This window comes from Hymenobacter artigasi, assembly GCF_012275535.1.
GTDB classification, from domain to species: Bacteria; Bacteroidota; Bacteroidia; order Cytophagales; family Hymenobacteraceae; genus Hymenobacter; species Hymenobacter artigasi.
Window position 1 is genome coordinate 58,382 of record NZ_JAAVTK010000004.1, and the last position, 18,179, is coordinate 76,560.

The following is an 18,179-nucleotide window of genomic DNA, read 5'->3' on the forward strand; positions in this document are numbered from 1 at the left end:
GGCCCTGCACCAGTAGCTGCTCCGGCAGCTCCCGGCCTGCTGCTGGCCGGGGCCAACGCCGCAATGGCCCGCCGCCGTACTTTCGCCCACGCCCGGCCACTACGGTCGCGGATTTCAGCTTGTCGCTCTATGCCTTGTTACGTAAAAAAAATGCTGGTTTTGGCCGGCACGCTATTGGTTATCAACGCCCCGGCTGAGGCCCAGTCGCGCAAAAAAGCCAAGGGCACGCCCGCGCCCGTTGCTTCAGTCAAAACCGACCAGACCGACTCGCTGGCCCTGCGCAAAATCTTCGACGAAGCCTTGCTGCGCGGCGAGAGCTACGACAACCTGCGCTACCTCACCGGCACCATCGGGCCGCGCCTGTCGGGCTCGCCGCAGGCCCAGCAGGCCGTGGACTGGGGCAAGGCCACCATGGAAAAAGCCGGGTTCGACCGCGTGTACCTGCAGGAGGTAATGGTGCCGCATTGGGTACGCGGCAGCAAGGAGCGCGGCGAAATCATTGGGAATAAGGACAAAGGCGTGCGGGTGCCGGTGTGCGCCCTGGGCGGCTCGGTGAGCACCGGCGGCAAGCTGAAGGCTGGTGTGATAGAAGTGCACAGCCTGGAAGAAGTGAAAAATCTGCCCGAAGCGGCCGTGAAAGGCAAGTTCATATTCTACAACCGGCCCTTCAACGATGCTCTCATCGAGCCGGGCGCGGCCTACGGCGGGGCCGTGGACCAGCGCGCCAACGGGGCCATCGAAGCCGCCAAGCGCGGGGCCGTGGGGGCCCTGGTGCGCTCCATGACCAGCGCCCGCGACGATAACCCGCACACCGGCACCATGCGCTACGCCGAGGGCGTGGCCAAGGTGCCCGGCGCGGCCCTCAGCACCAACGCCGCCGACCGGCTCAGCCAACTCCTCAAGGCCAACCCCGACCTGCAGTTTGAGCTGGAAATGGAGTGCATCACCCTGTCCGACGAAAAAAGCTACAACGTGGTGGGCGAAATCAAGGGCAGCAAATTCCCGCAGGAAATCATCACCGTGGGCGGCCACCTCGATTCCTGGGACCTGGCCCAGGGCGCCCACGACGACGGCACCGGCTGCGTGCAAAGCATCGAGGCCCTGCGCTTACTGAAAGCCGCCGGCTTCAAGCCCGAGCGCACGGTACGCGCAGTGCTCTTCATGAACGAAGAAAACGGCACCCGGGGCGGCAACGAATACGCCCGCCTGGCGGCCCAGAACCAGGAAACCCACCTCGCCGCCATCGAGTCGGACGGGGGCGGGTTCACGCCGCGCGGCTTCACCGTGGAGGGCGACCCCGCCACGGTGGCCAAGCTGGCCCGCTTCGCCCCGCTGCTGCGACCCTACCACGCCGCCGACGTAACGGCCGGCCACTCCGGTACCGACATTGAACCCCTGCAAGCCGCCGTGCATCCCAAAGCCCTTATCGGCTACAAGTGCGACTCGCAGCGCTACTTCGACATCCACCACACCGCCGCCGACACCTTCGACAAAGTGAACCGCCGCGAGCTGGAGCTGGGCGGGGCCAGCATGGCATCGCTGATTTACCTGCTGAGCAAGTACGGCCTCTAAATCACTGATTTTCGTGGATTAACCGTGATTTCGCTGATTCGTTAACGGGGTTTCCCGGCTATTCCGAACACAAGCCTGCTACGAAACAGAACGGCCCCACCCGCGCAAGCAGGTGGGGCCGTTTCTACGGAAAAAAAATCAGCGAAATCACGGTTAATCCGCGAAAATCAGTGATTTAGTTTTGGCCCAGAATCGAGAACAGCTCATCCAGCTTGGGCGTGAGGATGATGTCGGTGCGGCGGTTCAGGGCCTTGTTGGCGGGGGAGTCGTTGGCCACCACGGGCATGTACATCGAGCGGCCCGATGGCGTAACCTGGGCGGGGTCCATGCCGGCCGTGGTGAGCAGGCGGGTGATTTCCGTGGCCCGCATCACGCTCAGGTCCCAGTTGTCCTTGGCCCCGCTGGCGGTGGTGCCTTTGATAGGCACGTTGTCGGTGTGGCCTTCAACCAGCACGTTCACGTCCTTGTTGTCTTTGAGGGCAGTGGCCAGCTTGCGCAGGGCATCCTGGCCTTTGGGGTCAACTTTGGTCGAGCCCGATTTGAAGAGCAGCTGCTCGGAAAGCGACACGTACACCTTGCCGTTTTTCACGCTCACCTGCAAGTCCTGGGCATTGAAGCCCAGCAGGGCATCCGAAACGCGCTGGCGGAGGGCTTTGGTAGCGGCATCTTTCTGGGCGAGAGCATTTTGTAGGTCCGCGATGCGGGCGTTTTTGTTTTGCAGGTCGGCCTCCTTGCTTTGCAGGTCGGCATTCTTGTTTTTGATGTCCGTTTCGGCATCGCCCAGATTCTGGTTCAGCTGGCTAACCTGCTGGTTTTTGTTGAGAATCGAGTTGCGCAGCTCATCCTCGTTGCGGGCTTTGGCCGAGGCCAGGGCATTTTTTTCCAGCGCGAGTTGGTCGCGCGATTTGGTGAGGTCGGAGTTCTGCTGTTGCAGGGCGGCAATTTCTTTTTGGTTGCAGCCGGGCAGTGCCAGCAGCGTGGCACCTAGCAGCAGGGTGGGGAGGAGGCGGAAATTCATAAGCGTGAAAGAGAAGTAAAGAAGTCAATTAGACCTCGAAATGGTCCAGCCTTAAAACGGAGCCCACCCGCAGGGGTTACCTTTGGCGAAATTCTATGCACGTTTCTCCTCTACTTACCACCGTTTGGAAGCGCATGGGGCCGGCGTGCCGGGCCACCGGACTGGCCCTGGCCCTGCTGGGCGCGGCCGGTCCAAGTGCTGCGCAGGGGCAGTCTGGGAGTGCATTGCCCGTAAATCAGCAAGCTCCTGCGCGCTACTGGGTATCGCTGGCCGATAAGGCGGGCGTCCGTTTTAGTCCGAAGCACTATTTTTCACCCGCTGCGCAGGCCCGCCGCGTCCGCCAGCACCTGCCGGCTTTTGACGCCACCGACCTGCCCGTGCGGGCCGATTACGTGGCCGCCATCGCGGCGCGGGTCGATACCGTGACGCTGGTCAGCCGCTGGTTCAATGCCGTGGCCTGCCGGGCCACTCCGGCCCAGGCCGCCGCGCTCCGGGCACTGCCCGGCGTGGCCAACGTCGAAGCGTGGCCGCAGCGCACCGCTGAAGCCGCCGCTCATCAGGCAACCAAACCAGTACGCTACCAACCTACCAGCGCGCCCAAACCCATTTCCGCCAACGACTACCTGCTGGCCCGCCGCCAAACGGCCTACCTCGACGGGGCCGCGCTGCGAGCGGCCGGGATGGCCGGGCAGGGCATGCGCATTGCCGTGTTCGATGTGGGCTTTCGGGGGCTGCCCGAGCACCCGGCGTTTCGGGAACTGGTGGCGGGCAAGCGCATCGTGGCCACCCACGACTTTCTGCGCAACCGCGATGATGTATTTATCGGCGGCAGCCACGGCACCGAGGTGATGGGCTGCCTGGCCGGCCGCCTGCCCGGTGGTCCCGGGGGCACGTCGGGCCCGGCCCTGGGCCTCGCGCCCGATGCCGAGTACCTGCTGGCCCGCACCGAGCAGTTGCACCGCGAGCGCTACGCCGAGGAGGAGGCCTGGCTGGCCGCCGTGGAATGGGCCGACCGCCTCGGGGCCGACATCATCAATTCCTCGCTGGCCTACACCGAGCAGCGCTATTTCCCCGAGCAGATGGACGGGCACCGTAGCCTCATTGCCCGCGCCGCCAACCTGGCCGCCCGCAAGGGGGTGCTGGTGGTGAGCGCCGCCGGCAACGACGGCGACGACGACTGGGTCCGCATCGGCACGCCCGCCGATGCCGACTCGGCGCTGGCCATTGGCGGCCTCGACCCCGAAACCGGCCTGCACGTCGCTTTCAGCTCCTACGGCCCCACCGCCGACCGCCGTCCGAAGCCCAACCTGGCGGCGTTCGGCATTGTGCTCACCACCACGCCGGGCGGCGGCTACGAGCGGCTGGAGGGCACATCCTTTGCCTCGCCGCTGGTGGCGGGCTTCGCGGCCTGCCTGTGGCAGCAGCACCGGGAGCTCACGGCCATGCAGGTGTTTCGGGGGCTCGAAAAATCGGCGGAGCTGTACCCATATTTCGACTATGCCCACGGCTACGGGCGGCCCCGCTTCGCGCACTTTGCGCTTTCGGTGCCGGCGGTTGCGGCCGGGCCCACGTTCGATTTTGTGCCCCATGACAGCCTGATTGCCGTCGTTATTCGTCCCGAAGCCGCCCTGCGGCCCGCCGAAATCCTTCCGCTCATGGCCGACCAGAGCGAGCCCATGCTCCCCGCTGCCCTGCCCGCCCCGGAAGCGAAAAGCCCCGCCGACAACGTCCCGCACGTAGGCCGCGAGCAGCCCGTGGGCCCCAGCCCCGCGCCGCTGCCCGAGCCCAGCTACCCGGCCTACCTCTACTGGAACCTGGCGGACCGGCGCGGCGTGCTGCGTCGCTACGAAACCCGCGCCGTGACGCAGCGGCTGGTGGTGCAGGTGCCGCGCCGCCTCCTGGGCGGGGGCAACGTGCTACGCGTTTATTTCAAAGGCTACACGGCCACATTTTCAGAGGAATGAAACCTGCAGAACTGAACAGGCAATGGAGGCCGGCCGGTGCCAGGTGCCGGGGGCTGCTGCTGCTGGGCCTGCTGGCCGGGGCCCTGCCCGCTGCCCGTGCCCAGCAGGTGCTGGTGCAGGCCAACGTGGCCGATGACACCGTGAAAACGACTTTCGGCCCCAATCGGCGCTATTTCGGACACGCTTATTTTGGCTATGGGCTGCTGGCCGGCCCGGCGGGTACCGGCGCGGCCGTGCGCTACGGGCTGGGCTCGGCGGAGCTGCGCGCCGGGGGGCGGCTCAAGGTTCGCCTCAGCCAGGCGCTGGCGTTCAATGCCGACTTGGGCTATGCCTACCAGCGCTACAACCTGGCCCAAAACGGCCAGAAACTCGTGCCGGCTTTTACCCAGCATCGCAGCGAAAGCCTTGCCCTGCACCAGCTGTATTCCGAGCTCAGCCTGCGGCTGAACTACGGCCGTCGGGGCAACGCCGTGGGTCGCTACGTCGACCTGCTGGCCGGTGGCGGCTGGGTGGCCGCCACCTCCCACACCACCGAAGACGACCCCGCGCCGGGCATCGCCTCCGTCGAAACCACCGAGCGGGGCCTGCCTTATTTGCGCCGCTGGTCAGGGTTGGTTGGGGCGCGCGTGGGCGTCGACCGCTATGCCCTCACGGCCCGCTACCGGCTCTCGCCGGTGTTTGCGTCCGGCTACGGGGCCTTGCCCGAGCTGCCCCGCTGGATGCTGGGGGTTGAAGTAGGCTTGTTCTGAGTGGGCCAGTGGGCCGGGTTCAAACCCATTGTTGGGCTTTTGCCGTAAAATCCCCGGGCTGGCTCCCCTGGGCCGGCAGGTTTTTTATATAGTATCGGCCTCATTACTCTCCTTACCTTCGTGCACTGAGCCTTCCTTTGGCCTCGCTTTATCTTTTATGAAAACTAAATACTTTCGACTTTCTGCCCAAGTTCTGCTGGCCGCCGGGCTCACGCTGCAACTGGCCTCCTGCGTAAGCACCGAGCGCGAAGTAAGCAGCTCCTCCACCGACCCGCGCTCCACGTATACGCCGCCGCCCGCCGGCAGCCGTGTGCGCGTGAGCGGCAAAACGGTGCTCAATACTGTGAGTGCCACCCACTCGTTTTCGGACCCGGCCACCCGGGATAATTTCATTTTGCAGCTGCGCGGCCCCCGCGTGCTCACGGCCCAGGCCCACCTCATCGTGACCAGCAGCACCGGCGATACCCTGCGCCACGAAGTGCTGCCCGCCCGCGCTCTGCTCAGCCACACCGACATAGCCGACCCGCAGTCGGCGAGCGTGCGCGAACAGGAAATCGCCATTTTGCAGGGCATGAATAACTTCTTTGCCGATACCCATTTCATGCAGCCGGCCATTCCGCCCGGTACCGAGCAGCCCGCCGAGGTAGACGCCAAAACCTGGTCGGCCCTGCGCGAAGACCCCACCACCGTGGGCTTTGACTATCCCGGCGCGGGCGGGTCCGAGCGCCGCATGGCCTATGCCCGCAAGCTGCGCAAGGCCGTAGTCATCAGCCAGTAGCCCGTATCTGGTTAATGTTCAACCTTAAGTTGATGGCCAGGCCAATTAGCCCGGTCGCCATACATTCGATTCCACTTCCTGTTTTTGAATCATGAAATTCCTGCTCTCTTTCGCTGGCGTATTGGTCGCCATTCTGCTCCTGTTGAAATTTGTTCCTTCGGCCCCCATCAACCCCGTGCTGCCGTTGCCCCAGGGCCAGCAGGAAGTGAACGGCCACGATTCTGAAGTGCCCAAAGGCGCGGGTGCCAATGCCGACGGCGAGGAAGAAGATGGCGAGACGCCCGGCAACACCAGCATTGCCCCGGCCGCCCCCGGCCAGAACTACGGTTCGGTCATCACGCCCGCCGGTGCCTTGCCCATGAGCGCCCTGGCCACCGCCCTGGGCAGCCGCGATTCGGCCCAGGTGAAACTGGTGGGCAAAGCCACCGCCGTGTGCCAGGCCAAAGGCTGCTGGATGACCCTGCCCACCGCCGACGGCCAGGACATGCGCGTAAGCTTCCGCGATTACGCCTTTTTCGTGCCCAAAGACCTCAGCGGCCATACCGTAGTAGTGAGCGGCTGGGCGCACCGTCAGACCGTGAGCGTGGCCGAGCAGCAGCATTACCTGCGCGACGCCGGCAAGCCCGAGCCAGAAATTGCCGCTATCACCCAGCCCCGGCAGGAGCTGAATTTTCTGGCCGATGGCGTGCTGGTGCAGAACTAACATCACTCGCCAGCAACCGGAATACATACCACGTCATGCTGAGCGAAGTCGAAGCATCTCTACCGCACAAGTAATCTATTTACTATCGCGGTAGAGATGCTTCGACTTCGCTCAGCATGACGTTTTTTTGTGGCCTCTTACCGACGCTATACTCCCGCCATGCCCGATACTCCCGCCATTCAGCACCGCATTCAGGCCCTCAACGAGCAGCTGCACCACCTCAATCACCAGTATTACCAGCTCGATATCTCGGAAATTTCCGACCAGGGATTCGACATGCTATTAGCTGAGCTGCAGCAGCTCGAAACCGCACACCCCGACCTGGCTCTGCCCAACTCGCCCACCCGCCGCGTGGGCGGCACCATCACCAAGCAGTTTCCTACATCGGTGCACCGCTTCCCCATGCTCAGCCTGGGCAACACGTACTCGGAAGACGACTTGCGCGAATTTGATGAGCGGGTGCAAAAAGGGCTGGAGGGTGCGCCGTACACTTACGTCTGTGAGCTGAAAATCGACGGCGTAGCCATGAGCCTGCGCTACGAGCACGGCCAGCTCACCCAGGGCGTGACCCGTGGCGACGGCACCCGTGGCGATGTGGTAACGGCCAACGTACGTACCATCAAAACCCTGCCGCTGGCCCTGCGCCCCGGCTCCGACCAGCCCGAAGACTTTGAGGTGCGCGGCGAGGTATTCCTGCCGCTGCCGGTGTTTGAGGAGCTAAACGCCGAGCGCGAGCAGAACGGCGAAGCCCTGCTGGCCAACCCCCGCAACGCCGCCAGCGGTACCCTCAAGCTCCAGAATTCGGCCCAGGTGGCGGCCCGCAAGCTGCGCTTTTATGCCTACTCGCTGCTCACACCGGGCCGGCACTTCGCCAGCCACAGCGCCGCCCTCGAAGCCCTGAGCCAGTACGGCTTACCGGTGTCGGATACCTGGCGGCGGGCTTCCACAATTGATGAAGTGCTTGATTTTGTGCACTACTGGGCCAAAAAGCGCTTCGACCTGCCCGTGGCCACCGATGGCATCGTCATCAAAGTAGATGACCTGCGCCAGCAGGACCAGCTGGGCTACACGGCCAAAAGCCCGCGCTGGGCCATTGCCTACAAGTACCCCGCCGAGGCCGCCCGCACCCGCCTCAACGACGTGCTCTACAACGTGGGTCGTACCGGGGCCGTCACGCCCGTGGCCGTGCTCACGCCCGTGCCGCTGGCCGGCACCGTGGTAAAGCGCGCCACCCTGCACAACGCCAACCAGATAGAGCTGCTCGACCTGCGCCTTGGCGACCTGGTGTACGTGGAAAAGGGCGGCGAAATCATTCCCAAAATCACGGGTGTGGACCTCACCGCCCGGCCCGCCGATGCCGTGCCCATCCAATACCCCACGGCGTGCCCGGCCTGCGGCACGCCGCTGGTGCGGCCCGAGGGCGAGGCCCATTTTCGCTGCCCCAACGAGCGCGGCTGCCCGCCCCAACTCAAGGCCCGCCTGGAGCATTACGTGAGCCGCAAAGCGCTGAATATCGACGGCCTCGGGGCTGAAACAGTGGGCCGACTCTTCGACCTGGAAATGGTGCGCACCCCCGCCGACATCTACGACCTGCCCGCCCGCCGGCCCGAGCTGGTGACGCTGGAGCGCCTCGGCGAAAAGAGCATCGACAACCTCATTGCCGGCATCGAGGCCAGCAAACAGGTGCCATTTCCGCGCGTGCTGTTCGGCATGGGCATTCGCTATGTGGGCGAAACCGTGGCCCAGAAGCTGGCCGCCCACTACCGCAGCATCGACTCCCTGATGGCCGCCACCGCCGAAGAAATGGCCGCCGTGCCCGAAGTGGGCGGCGTGATTGCCGTGGCCGCCGCGCACTGGTTTCAGCAATCCGAAAACCGCGCGCTGGTGGAACGCCTGCGCCAGGCCGGCGTGCAGCTGGAAGTGACCGGCGAAGCGCCCGTGCCTGCTTCCGACCGGCTGGCCGGCCTCACGTTCGTTATCTCGGGGGTGTTTGAGCAGCACAGCCGCGAGGAGCTGCAGCACCTCATCACGTCCAACGGCGGCAAAATCACGGGTTCCATCAGCAAAAAACTGAGCTACCTGGTGGCCGGTGACAACATGGGCCCCGCCAAGCGTGAAAAAGCCCTGGGCTTCAAAGTACCCATCATCTCCGAAACCGACCTGATGGGCATGCTGCCCGCCGCCGATGCCGGTGCGCCCGCCGAAGCTGCCGCCGCCGTGCTGCCTGCGCCCGTTATGCCGGGGCCGGGCCAGCAGGGCAACCTATTCTAGGTGTGCCGCTGGAATATTCCGATAATGGAGGAAAAGGCGAGAAACGTTGAAGATTTATTAAGTTCTGCGCAAATAGTTCGGCTAAGTTTTTGTCTATGGACTGAAATCCCGACCTTTGACCTCCATTTTCCCATCCATGCGCGCATTCCTCCTTTTTGCATTTCTGATTGGCCAGGCCCTATGGGCCCCTGCGTTGCAGGCGCAGTGCATCGCCCTGGCCGACCTGCTGGCCATCGGGGCCGAGCCCACCGCCCTCGCAACCCCCAAAGTGGTGACGGACCACCTCACCTTTGAGTGGACGTATATGGGCCCCACGGCCACCGTGCGCGAGGCCGCCTGGACGTATGTGCCCGCCGGCAGCACCACGCCCACGGCCCGCCTGCAGCTGCGCGCCCAGCGCCCCGGCCAGGACGTAGTACTGAAAACCACCCAGGCCAGCTGCGTGCGCGACCTGGGCCGTGAACTTAAAAGCCGCAAGCTCACGGCTCAGCCCGTGACCTGCCCCAGCTGCGAAGCCGTGCGCTACCAGGGGCCAGACTTTGAGGCCACCATTTACAGTCAGATGAAGGGCGAGTTTCCCTTCGTGGTGGTGGTGCACCAGGTGCCGCCGGGCATGCCGCCCGCCGCCAGCGGTACTGGCGGCGTGAAAGCCCCGTAATATTCCCCCCCCCCAATTGCTACCAAACAAAAAGTCCCCGCTGCAATTGCAGTGGGGACTTTTTTGCTTGGCAGCAATCGGATTAAAACGACTGCACGATGTTGTTGCGCAGCGTTTTGGGAGTCCAGTAGCCGCTGGCGATGATGCGGCGGATGGTGAAGAGCGGGTCCTGCTGGTCGCGCTTTTCGGCCAGCGAGAAGGCAGCCACGAAGCCGCGCTTTTTCAGCTCGGGGAAGGCCTGGGTGTTCCAGAGGCCGAAGGGGTAGGCGAAGTAGGTGATTTTCTTGCCTGTGATTTCTTCCAGCGTCTTGGTGGGCTTGTCGATTTGGGTTTCCCAGTCCTTGCCCTGGTATTTCTTCACGTTGTGGTGGTCCCAGGTGTGCGAGCCGATGACGTTGCCTTCGTCGGAGAGCTGCTTCACCATGGCCTTGGTCATGTAGTGGGGGCGGCCCAGGCTCACGGTCATCACGAAGTACATGGCCTTGTAGCCGTACTGCTCCAGCGTGGGCCGGGCAATGGTGAACTGGTCGAGGTCGGTGTCATCGAAGGTGAGCATCACGGGCTTGCTCGGCAGCTTGGCTCCGGTGGTCATGTAGGCGTAGAGCTGGTCGGGCGAGATGGTGTGGTAGCCCGAGTCGGCCAGCATCTTGATATGGGCCTTGAACGTGGCAATGGGCGTGATGTAGTCCTTGGCACCTTTCGAGTCGCGGGCCGTCCAGTCGCGAATCTGGTGGTAGCACAGAATGGGCACCTGCGGGCGGGCCAGAATGGCGGCCGCGTCGCCGGTTTTGCTGGCCGGAATGCTGCCGGGGGCCGGGGCGGGCGTGGCATTGGCCTCGTCGGTGGCGGTGGCCCGAGTGCCAGACGTTTCGGCGGCGGCGGCATCGGTGGGGGCAGCCTCTACGGTGACGCTGCTGTTGGCCGTTTCACCGGTGGTGGCGGTTTTAGTGTCGCAGGCGGCCATGGCAAGGGCACCCAGCAGGAGGGAAGCAGAGGAAAATTTCATTGAAACACGCGCGAAGCCGGGCTTCGCAACCGGGGGAATGGGTGATGAATAAGGACGAGCGAACAAAAGACCCGCGCAAAGCGGACCTATCTGCTACTTTTGCAGCCCACAAAACTAACGCTCAAACTCCCGGCATGAACAAATCCGTTTCCCTTCTGCCCGCGTTTCATGGTACGGGCGTGGCCCTAGTCACCCCATTCACCCCGGAACAGGCCGTAGATTACGATGGCTGGCGCCGCCTGCTTGATTTCTGCATTGATGGCGGGGTCGATTACCTCGTGGTGAACGGCACCACCGGCGAGTCGCCCACCACCACGGCCGACGAGAAAACCGAGCTGCTGTGCGTGGCCAAGGAGCACGTGGCCGGCCGCGTGCCGCTCGTCTACGGCATTGGCAGCAACGACACGGCCGCCGCCGAAGAATCCCTGCGCACCACCGACCTCAGCGGCGTGGCCGCCATCCTGTCGGCCAGCCCCGCCTACAACAAGCCCAGCCAGGCCGGCATCATTGCCCACTACACCCGCCTGGCCGACGCCAGCCCGCTGCCCATTATCCTCTACAACGTGCCCGGCCGCACGGCTTCCAACCTCACCGCCGAAACCACGCTGCGCCTGGCCCAGCACCCCAACATCATCGGCATCAAGGAAGCCAGCGGCTTTATGGAGCAGTGCCTGGTCATCGCGGCCAACAAGCCGAAGGATTTCCTGCTGATTTCGGGCGATGACATGCTCACGCCCGCCATCATTGCCTGCGGCGGCGAAGGCATCATTTCGGTAATGGCCAATGCCTACCCCAAGCGCTTTGCCGAGCTCACCCGCGCCGCGCTGGCCGGCGATTTTGCTGCCGCCCGCGAAGGCCTGTTTCACCTGCTGCCCCTCAACCCGATGATGTATGAGGAAAGCAACCCCGTGGGCGTGAAAGCCGTGCTCGAAGCCCTGGGCGTGTGCGGCGCGGCCGTGCGCCTGCCGCTGCTCGAAGCCACCGAGGGCCTGAAAGACCGGATTCGGAAGGCGCTGTAGGGCACCCCGGCAAAGCCGAAAGCGCTAGGCTGCCAGCTCCTGGGTGGCCTGGCGCTCGCCGGCCACTATCAGGAAGCCGTAGCCGAACACGAACAGGTTCAGGCCCAGCTGCAGGTCCAGCGGCGCATCCACCAGCATGCTCGTAGCCTGCATCAACAGGAAAAGCCCGATGGCCGGCTGCCGCCGCGCCCAGGGCCGGGTAAGCGGCCAGAACATTACCGCCAGCAGCAGGGCCAGGCCCAGCACGCCGCCGCCCACCATGGCCTGCAGGAACTGGTTGTGCACCTCAATACGGTTTTCGGGCCGCAGGCCGAAGCCCTGCCAGTCGTATTGGTACATCATGGCGGCGTGGGCATCGGCCGGAGCGACGCCCACCAGCCAGTGCTGCACGATAACCTGCCGGGCGGTTTCGAGAGCGACCAGGCGCCGCGACAGGGAAGTTTCGTTGATATCATGCTCATTCGTGAGCTGCCCCACGTCCCAGAAGGACGAATCTACCCGTTTGCGCACCGAATCGAGCCCTCGGTAGGCCGCCCACGGGCCCACTAGCAGCAGCACGAGCAGCGCCAGGCCCAGCACCAGATTGCGGCGCATGAGCAGGCGCACCACCACCGCCAGCAGGGCCGCGTAAAATACCAGTAGCCCGGTGCGGTAGGCCAGTATGTGCAGCGTGAGCGCCGCCACGGCCGCCGCCCCCAGCAGGGCCGCCCGCAGCCACGGGCGCGCCAGCTCGTGCCGCCGCAGCAGCATGCCCCAGAAGGCCCCCAGGGCCAGCATCACCCCAAAAGTGATGTGAAAAATGTGGGTGGCTACCGGCATGTTCCGCCCCAAAAGGATGTCCTCATTGGCCGCCGTGTAGTCTTGCCAATATTGCACCAGGGTAGTCAGTCCCACGGCGGCCACGCTCAGCACAAACCCGCTGCCCACCGCCAGGCGCTGCCCCCGCGTGAGGGGCACGGCCAGCGTGAAGGCCAGCGGCACTGCCAGCCAGGTGAGGTCGCGGAATAATTCGTGCCGCCACACCAGCAAATCAGAGGTGTATAAGCCACTAATCAGCAGAAAAACCACTACGGCTGCCGCCCGCATTGCGGCCCCATTTCGGAAATAGCCGGGGATGGCGCGCCGCAGCTGCGGGTTGGCCAGGGCCGCTACCACGCCCACGATGGGCGCAATCGCAGTAAGTGCCCGGGAAGCTAGCAGGCCCGCAATGCCCGCCAGACAAGCCAGCAGCAGCAGATACTGCGAGAGCCGGCCGGATAAATAATGCTGCACGAATGACATTTGGGTGGTGGAGCATAACGTAAGTACGTCATGCAGAGCGCAGCGAAGCAGCTTTACGGCTTTTTTGCGTCGATTGAATTACTACTGCGGTAAAGATGCTTCGCTGCGCGCTGCATGACCGTTCTTTTGCTCACTGCTCACTGCTCACTGCTCACTGCTCACTGCTCACTGCTCACTGCTACCAGCCGCTGGCCAGCACGTCGGCCACGTGCAGGCACTTCAACGGCAGCTTCTCCTTTTTAATATAAGATTCGAGGTGCATGAGGCAGCTCACGTCGGTGCTCACGATGAAATCGGCCCCGGTGTCGAGGGCGTGCTCCACTTTTTGCTGGGCCATGGCCACGGAAATAGCTTCGAACTTCACCGCAAATGTGCCGCCGAAGCCGCAGCAGGTGGTGGTTTCGGCCATTTCGAGGCGCTCCAGGCCGGCCACCGCGTCCAGCAGCTGGCGCGGCTGCGCCCGGATGTGGCACTCGCGCAGGCCCGAGCAGGAGTCGTGGTAAGTGTACTTGCCATCCAGGCGCGCGCCGGGTATGGCCGTGATTCCTAGTACATCCACCAGGAATTCGGTTAGCTCGTACACGCGGCCCTGCACGGCCTGGCAGGCGGCGCGCCCGGGTTGGCCGGCATACAAATCGTTGTAGCTGTTGCGCACCATGCCCACGCACGAGGCCGACGGACTCACGATGTAGCGCTGGGTATCGGTAGCTGGGGCGGCAAAATCGGCCAGGAACTTATCGGCCACGGCGCGGCTCTGGTCTACGTAGCCGGCGTTGTAGGCCGGCTGACCGCAGCAGGTTTGGTTGGGGTTGTAGTTGACTTCTACGCCCACCCGTTCCAGCACGCGCACCATGTGCATGGCCGTGGCTGGGTAAAGCTGGTCGACGAAGCAGGGGATGAAAATATCGACGGTAGTCGGCATCAGCACAAAGTATTAGTGAAACCCAAAAACCTGGCCCGCCGCCGCCCGGGCCTGCCCGAACGCCGTCGCGTTCAGTCCCGAATCTACTCCCTTTTCGGCTAGAAAAGCCAATAAATTCTCGGTAGCCATGTTGCCCGTCAGCTCATCGGTGGCCATGGGGCAGCCGCCAATGCCGCCAATGGCCCCGTCGAAGCGGCGACAGCCGGCCGCGTAGGCGGCAGCCACTTTCTCGCGCCAGGTGGTAGGAGTGGTGTGCAGGTGCGCCCCGAACTCAATGGCCGGGAAGGCCGGAATCAGGGCCGAAAAGAGCGGCTCGATAGTGGTCGCTGTGGAGGCTCCGATGGTATCGGATAGGGCCACGATGCGGACGCCCAGCGCCGCCAGCCGCGCCGTGAAATCGGTCACGATTTCCGGGTTCCAGGCATCGCCGTAAGGGTTGCCGAAACCCATAGAAAGGTAGGTAACCAGGGTTTTGCCGTGCTGCTCGCAGCGCTCGTGCATGGCGGCCACGTCGGCCAGGGCTTCGGCCGGGCTCTGGTTGGTGTTGCGCCGCTGGAAGGTTTCCGATACCGAGAGCGGAAAGCCGAGGTAGCTGATTTCGGGGTGTTGCAGGGCCGTTTCGGCCCCACGCAGGTTGGCCACAATGGCCAGCAGCTTGGTGCGGGTGGCGCTCAGGTCGAGGCCGGCCAGCACTTCGGCCGTGTCGCGCAGCTGCGGAATGGCTTTGGGCGAAACAAAGGAGCCAAAGTCCAGCGTATCAAACCCCACTTGCAGCAGCGTGTTGAGGTAGGCCGTTTTGGTGGCCGTGGGAATGAAGTCGGGCAGGCCCTGCATGGCATCGCGGGGGCATTCAATAAGCTTCATGGGCAGGGGTGAGGGGGCAGGGTGAATGCCCCAAAGGTAGCAGCCCGCGCCGCTGTGGGCCGAACTACCCGCCGGACGGCCGTGTTGGGAGGCATGCACAATAAGTTGGTTTTCTACCCGGAGCGGCCGTTTGCCCGGCCACTCTTCGGATTCTTATGGCTCCTGCTGTTCGGGGCCGCCCTGCTTTTCAGCGCCGGCTGCAGTAAGCAGCAGTCCCTGCAGGCGCTGTTTCAAAAATCGACCCCGCACCAGGCCTACGCCCGCCAGCTGCACCAGGCGGGCCTCGACCAGCGTCCGGCGGGCCGCGCCTGGCTCGCGGCCGCCGCTCAGGCCCTGCGCGACTCGCTGGTAGTCACCCTGCCCTTTGCTGAAACCGGCTATTTCCGCCCCGAGCGCCCCGCCGCCGCCAGCTACCGCTACGCCGTGCAGGCCGGCGAGCAGGTGCACGTCAGCCTTGCCCTGGCCCCGGGCACCAATGCCCGCGTGTTTCTGGATGCGTTTGAGATGGTGCCCGGCCGCGCCCCCGCCCCCCTGGCCAATGCCGATACGCTCACGCTCGACTTCCGCTACCGGGCCGAAACCAGTGGCCAGCACCTGCTGCGCGTGCAGCCTGAGCTGCTGGCCGCCGGCCGCTACACCCTGCGCCTGAGCCGCGAGCCCAGCCTGAGCATCTTCCCGGTGATGGGCCGCAGCGATGCCGCCGCCGGCAGCTTCTGGGGTGCCGACCGCGATGGTGGAGCCCGCCGCCACGAGGGCATCGATATTTTTGCCCCGCGCGGCACGCCCGCCGTGGCCGCCACGGCGGGCTATATCAGCCGCACCGGCGAAACCACGCTGGGCGGCCGCGTGGTGTGGCTGGCCGATGCCGAGCACGGCGAACACCTCTACTATGCCCACCTTGATAAGCAGCTGGTGGTGCCCGGCCAGCACGTGCGCGCTGGCGACACGCTGGGCCTGGTGGGCAACACCGGCAACGCCCGGACCACCGTGCCGCACCTGCATTTCGGCATCTATCGCAGTGGTCAGGGGGCGCTCGACCCGCTGCCGTTTGTGCGCCGGGCCGGCCGGCCCGCCAGCGCCCCCACCGGCCCCGACCGCCGGGGCGAGTTCGTGCGGCTGCGGACGGCAGCCGTGCTCCGTTCCTCACCGGAATCCAGCCAAAATACTGCTATTCAACAGCTAATACAAGCTTCGAAACAGCTGCCCTTGCTGATACTCGGCCAGCAAGGAGCCGTACTACGGGTGCAAACCCCCACCGGCCAGATTGGCTACGTGACCGCTAAGGCCGTGGAAGCGGCAATGGCCGCGCCCCTGCGCCGGCTGTCGCTACCCGTGGCTACCGAGCTGCTGGTGGGGCCGGAGCGCGCCGCGCCGGCTTGGGGGGCGCTGGCGGCCCGTACTCCTGTGGTGGTGTTGGGGCAGGCGGCCCGATATAGCCTGCTGCGCGGCCCGCAGGGCGAAATCGGCTGGGCCATTCTTTAGCTTCGGAGTTGATGGCCTGGTGGTTGGCTGCTGCCGGGCGGGCGTCCGGCCCGGCCATTCCCTGCCAATGAAATAGCCCGGCGGGTGGTGGGGAGTAGCCTTTGCGCAGGCCGAAGGGACGGTCATGGCTGGCAGCAGGTGGCGGCCGGCTGCTGGGCTCAAAGTTGAGGTCGGCGAGGTCGGATACGCGGGGGAAGCGCCTGGTATCTGCCGAGGGCTGCGCCTGGGCAGGGGCCGAAATAAAGAGCAGGCAGGCCGCCGCGCCGAGGAAGCGGAAAGCAGGGAAGGGCATTGAGCAAGAATCAATAAATGCGATTGGAGAGGCTGTACGCAGGATTACGCCCCGGCGGATGAAGCTGCAACTCTGGCCTGCGCATTGCGTTAGCAGGGGCAAAGGTCGTACTTTGCGGCCGGCTGGCTCGTTTTGGCGGGCATTTTGGCCGCTTGGTTTTCACCATCACTTTCCTGATTTTATGCCTGATTCCTCCTCTTCCAACTGGGCCGATATGGCCGCCTCGCTGCTCGGCAAGCTCTCGGGCGGCGTAGAGCTTAGCTGCGCCTTCGACCAGATTGAGCTGCAAGTGCCCAACCCGCAAAACCCCAGCGCCCCCGCCGCCACCTGGAAGCTGAACGGCTCGTTGCGCATCCGCACGCGGGGCGAACAGCCGGGCGCGCCCCAATTGCCCACTAGCACCAATCCTACCCCCGGTGCCTAGCGCGCTCGAAATTGACGCGCAGCTGGTCATCACCTGGAACGGCCATGCGTTACAGCTGGCTGCTTCCGGTACCTACCTCATCCTGAACATTCCGAGTCAGCAGGTGCTCGACCAGCTCACGGCGGGCCCGCCCAAGCCGCCGGGAACTCCCAAAGCGCCCAAATCCCCCGGCCCCGACCCGCTCCAGCAAATCAACGACCTGGCCCGGCAGCTGGGCTGGGTGCTCGACCTGCGCGTGGGCGGCAAAACCTACGTGACCTTTGGCGTGCAGCGCACCCCCAAAATTACGCTCAATGCCGTGCTGGGTAAGATTGGTTCGTTCTTCAAGTAGCGCAACTTTCGGGCAATTCTGAGGGGCTGTGCAACTAATTACCACCGGGTTAGTTTTCATAGTACACCCCCTTGGTGCTACTCCATGAACTCCGAATACGAACGTAATAATCAGGTTGGAGCCCGGCGCAACTCGTCGTCGTTTGGCCGTATCGAACGAATGCCCCCGCTGCTGGTGGCGGGCTACCTAGCCATGGTGGCCATCACCATCATGTTTGTTATGCTGGTGGCGGCCTACGTGTCCACCCGCGTGCGCAGCGGGGTGCCCACCGGGCTGCACCAGCTGCCGCGCTACTTCTCGCTCAGCACCATTGTGCTGCTGGTGAGCAGCTACACCATGGGTCAGGCCCGCCGCCTCTACGCGCAGGACGACCTGGGCAGTCTGGCCCGCTGCCTGGGGGCCACGCTGCTGCTGGGCTGCATATTTGCCGGCCTGCAACTACTAGGCTGGCGCGATTTGATGACGCAGGGCGTGCTCTTCCAGGGGAGTACCAGCACCAGCAGCGGCCAGTTCATCTACCTGATATCGGCGCTGCACGTGGCCCACCTGCTGGGCGGAATGCTCTTTCTGCTGGCACTGCTGCTCCGCGTGACCCACGCCGACCGCGACGCCGTGCGCGCGCTCGTCTTCATCCGCAACCCGTATTACCGGCGGCAGTTACAGCTCCTGGGTACCTACTGGCACTTCATCGATGTGCTGTGGGTGGCACTGTTCGCCGTCTTTCTTTTTATGTATTAAATCGGGCATTAGTTATTGATTTTCAACGCAAAGGGCCGCTCCATCTGGAGCGGCCCTTTGCGTTGAAAATCGTGCAGTGAACCGGTCCCGGTCCGACCGCCCGAGGC

General features: G+C 64.4%; 17 protein-coding genes. 12 read left to right on the forward strand and 5 right to left on the reverse strand.

Going from position 1 to position 18,179, the window contains the following annotated elements:
- Positions 1 to 129 precede the first annotated feature (129 nt).
- Positions 130 to 1,572: a M20/M25/M40 family metallo-hydrolase gene (locus tag HBN54_RS08410; protein WP_210427985.1), complete on the forward strand. Its 1,443-nt coding sequence runs from the start codon at positions 130 to 132 to the stop codon at positions 1,570 to 1,572.
- 175 nt (positions 1,573 to 1,747) lie between these two features.
- On the opposite strand, the gene HBN54_RS08415 is transcribed toward HBN54_RS08410, so the two are convergent.
- Entirely contained in the window at positions 1,748 to 2,590 is an 843-nt protein-coding gene (locus HBN54_RS08415) for an OmpA family protein (protein ID WP_168672759.1), read from the reverse strand.
- A gap of 95 nt (positions 2,591 to 2,685) precedes the next feature.
- On the opposite strand from HBN54_RS08415, the gene HBN54_RS08420 reads away from it, so the two are divergent.
- From HBN54_RS08420 to HBN54_RS08445, 6 genes are all read left to right on the forward strand, one after another.
- Entirely contained in the window at positions 2,686 to 4,554 is a 1,869-nt protein-coding gene (locus tag HBN54_RS08420; RefSeq protein ID WP_168672760.1) for a S8 family serine peptidase, read from the forward strand.
- Entirely contained in the window at positions 4,551 to 5,303 is a 753-nt protein-coding gene (locus HBN54_RS08425) for a hypothetical protein (RefSeq protein ID WP_168672761.1), read from the forward strand. Before HBN54_RS08420 ends, HBN54_RS08425 begins: the two co-directional genes overlap by 4 nt.
- Before the next feature lie 157 nt (positions 5,304 to 5,460).
- Positions 5,461 to 6,081, forward strand: a complete 621-nt coding sequence (locus HBN54_RS08430) for a hypothetical protein (protein ID WP_168672762.1) — start codon at positions 5,461 to 5,463, stop codon at positions 6,079 to 6,081.
- Between the two features lie 91 nt (positions 6,082 to 6,172).
- Positions 6,173 to 6,784, forward strand: coding sequence for a DUF4920 domain-containing protein (locus HBN54_RS08435; RefSeq protein WP_168672763.1), 612 nt, complete (start codon positions 6,173 to 6,175; stop codon positions 6,782 to 6,784).
- A gap of 159 nt (positions 6,785 to 6,943) precedes the next feature.
- Positions 6,944 to 9,055, forward strand: coding sequence for an NAD-dependent DNA ligase LigA (gene ligA / locus HBN54_RS08440; protein WP_168672764.1), 2,112 nt, complete (start codon positions 6,944 to 6,946; stop codon positions 9,053 to 9,055).
- A 136-nt stretch (positions 9,056 to 9,191) separates the two neighbouring features.
- A complete protein-coding gene (locus HBN54_RS08445; RefSeq protein ID WP_168672765.1) occupies positions 9,192 to 9,713 on the forward strand; it encodes a hypothetical protein in 522 nt (173 codons plus the stop codon).
- Between the two features lie 82 nt (positions 9,714 to 9,795).
- On the opposite strand, the gene HBN54_RS08450 is transcribed toward HBN54_RS08445, so the two are convergent.
- A complete protein-coding gene (locus tag HBN54_RS08450; protein ID WP_235955450.1) occupies positions 9,796 to 10,719 on the reverse strand; it encodes a polysaccharide deacetylase family protein in 924 nt (307 codons plus the stop codon).
- Positions 10,720 to 10,853: 134 nt separating this feature from the next.
- Here HBN54_RS08450 and dapA point away from each other — a divergent pair, with 134 nt between their 5' ends.
- Positions 10,854 to 11,738 carry a 4-hydroxy-tetrahydrodipicolinate synthase gene (gene dapA / locus HBN54_RS08455; RefSeq protein WP_168672766.1) on the forward strand — a complete coding sequence of 295 codons (885 nt, stop codon included), beginning with the start codon at positions 10,854 to 10,856 and terminating at the stop codon, positions 11,736 to 11,738.
- Between the two features lie 24 nt (positions 11,739 to 11,762).
- Here dapA and HBN54_RS08460 read toward each other — a convergent pair whose 3' ends face one another.
- The 3 genes from HBN54_RS08460 to HBN54_RS08470 all read right to left on the reverse strand — a co-directional run bounded on the left by HBN54_RS08460 (position 11,763) and on the right by HBN54_RS08470 (position 14,805).
- Positions 11,763 to 13,019, reverse strand: coding sequence for an O-antigen ligase family protein (locus HBN54_RS08460; protein WP_168672767.1), 1,257 nt, complete (start codon positions 13,017 to 13,019; stop codon positions 11,763 to 11,765).
- A gap of 178 nt (positions 13,020 to 13,197) precedes the next feature.
- The gene (locus HBN54_RS08465) at positions 13,198 to 13,941 is read right to left on the reverse strand and encodes a (Fe-S)-binding protein (protein ID WP_168672768.1); all 744 of its coding nucleotides are present in this window, start codon (positions 13,939 to 13,941) and stop codon (positions 13,198 to 13,200) included.
- Positions 13,942 to 13,953: 12 nt separating this feature from the next.
- Entirely contained in the window at positions 13,954 to 14,805 is an 852-nt protein-coding gene (locus HBN54_RS08470; protein WP_168672769.1) for a hydroxymethylglutaryl-CoA lyase, read from the reverse strand.
- A 54-nt stretch (positions 14,806 to 14,859) separates the two neighbouring features.
- On the opposite strand from HBN54_RS08470, the gene HBN54_RS23960 reads away from it, so the two are divergent.
- The 4 genes from HBN54_RS23960 (at position 14,860) to HBN54_RS08490 (ending at position 18,072) form a co-directional block, all read left to right on the forward strand.
- Positions 14,860 to 16,287, forward strand: a complete 1,428-nt coding sequence (locus HBN54_RS23960) for a M23 family metallopeptidase (RefSeq protein WP_168672770.1) — start codon at positions 14,860 to 14,862, stop codon at positions 16,285 to 16,287.
- A 473-nt stretch (positions 16,288 to 16,760) separates the two neighbouring features.
- Positions 16,761 to 17,003, forward strand: coding sequence for a hypothetical protein (locus HBN54_RS08480; protein ID WP_168672771.1), 243 nt, complete (start codon positions 16,761 to 16,763; stop codon positions 17,001 to 17,003).
- On the forward strand, positions 16,996 to 17,334 hold the full coding sequence (locus HBN54_RS08485; protein WP_168672772.1) for a hypothetical protein: 339 nt from the start codon (positions 16,996 to 16,998) through the stop codon (positions 17,332 to 17,334). The genes HBN54_RS08480 and HBN54_RS08485 overlap by 8 nt, the downstream gene beginning before the upstream one ends.
- Before the next feature lie 84 nt (positions 17,335 to 17,418).
- The gene (locus tag HBN54_RS08490) at positions 17,419 to 18,072 is read left to right on the forward strand and encodes a cytochrome c oxidase subunit 3 (protein ID WP_168672773.1); all 654 of its coding nucleotides are present in this window, start codon (positions 17,419 to 17,421) and stop codon (positions 18,070 to 18,072) included.
- Positions 18,073 to 18,179 lie beyond the last annotated feature (107 nt).

Bases quoted from the DNA above. Each gene is read 5' to 3' on its own strand.
- HBN54_RS08410 (WP_210427985.1), top strand. From the start codon at position 130: ATGCCTTGTTACGTAAAAAAAATGCTGGTTTTGGCCGGCACGCTATTG.
- HBN54_RS08415 (WP_168672759.1), bottom strand. From the start codon at position 2,590: ATGAATTTCCGCCTCCTCCCCACCCTGCTGCTAGGTGCCACGCTGCTG.
- HBN54_RS08420 (WP_168672760.1), top strand. From the start codon at position 2,686: ATGCACGTTTCTCCTCTACTTACCACCGTTTGGAAGCGCATGGGGCCG.
- HBN54_RS08425 (WP_168672761.1), top strand. From the start codon at position 4,551: ATGAAACCTGCAGAACTGAACAGGCAATGGAGGCCGGCCGGTGCCAGG.
- HBN54_RS08430 (WP_168672762.1), top strand. From the start codon at position 5,461: ATGAAAACTAAATACTTTCGACTTTCTGCCCAAGTTCTGCTGGCCGCC.
- HBN54_RS08435 (WP_168672763.1), top strand. From the start codon at position 6,173: ATGAAATTCCTGCTCTCTTTCGCTGGCGTATTGGTCGCCATTCTGCTC.
- ligA (WP_168672764.1), top strand. From the start codon at position 6,944: ATGCCCGATACTCCCGCCATTCAGCACCGCATTCAGGCCCTCAACGAG.
- HBN54_RS08445 (WP_168672765.1), top strand. From the start codon at position 9,192: ATGCGCGCATTCCTCCTTTTTGCATTTCTGATTGGCCAGGCCCTATGG.
- HBN54_RS08450 (WP_235955450.1), bottom strand. From the start codon at position 10,719: ATGAAATTTTCCTCTGCTTCCCTCCTGCTGGGTGCCCTTGCCATGGCC.
- dapA (WP_168672766.1), top strand. From the start codon at position 10,854: ATGAACAAATCCGTTTCCCTTCTGCCCGCGTTTCATGGTACGGGCGTG.
- HBN54_RS08460 (WP_168672767.1), bottom strand. From the start codon at position 13,019: ATGTCATTCGTGCAGCATTATTTATCCGGCCGGCTCTCGCAGTATCTG.
- HBN54_RS08465 (WP_168672768.1), bottom strand. From the start codon at position 13,941: ATGCCGACTACCGTCGATATTTTCATCCCCTGCTTCGTCGACCAGCTT.
- HBN54_RS08470 (WP_168672769.1), bottom strand. From the start codon at position 14,805: ATGAAGCTTATTGAATGCCCCCGCGATGCCATGCAGGGCCTGCCCGAC.
- HBN54_RS08480 (WP_168672771.1), top strand. From the start codon at position 16,761: ATGCCTGATTCCTCCTCTTCCAACTGGGCCGATATGGCCGCCTCGCTG.
- HBN54_RS08490 (WP_168672773.1), top strand. From the start codon at position 17,419: ATGAACTCCGAATACGAACGTAATAATCAGGTTGGAGCCCGGCGCAAC.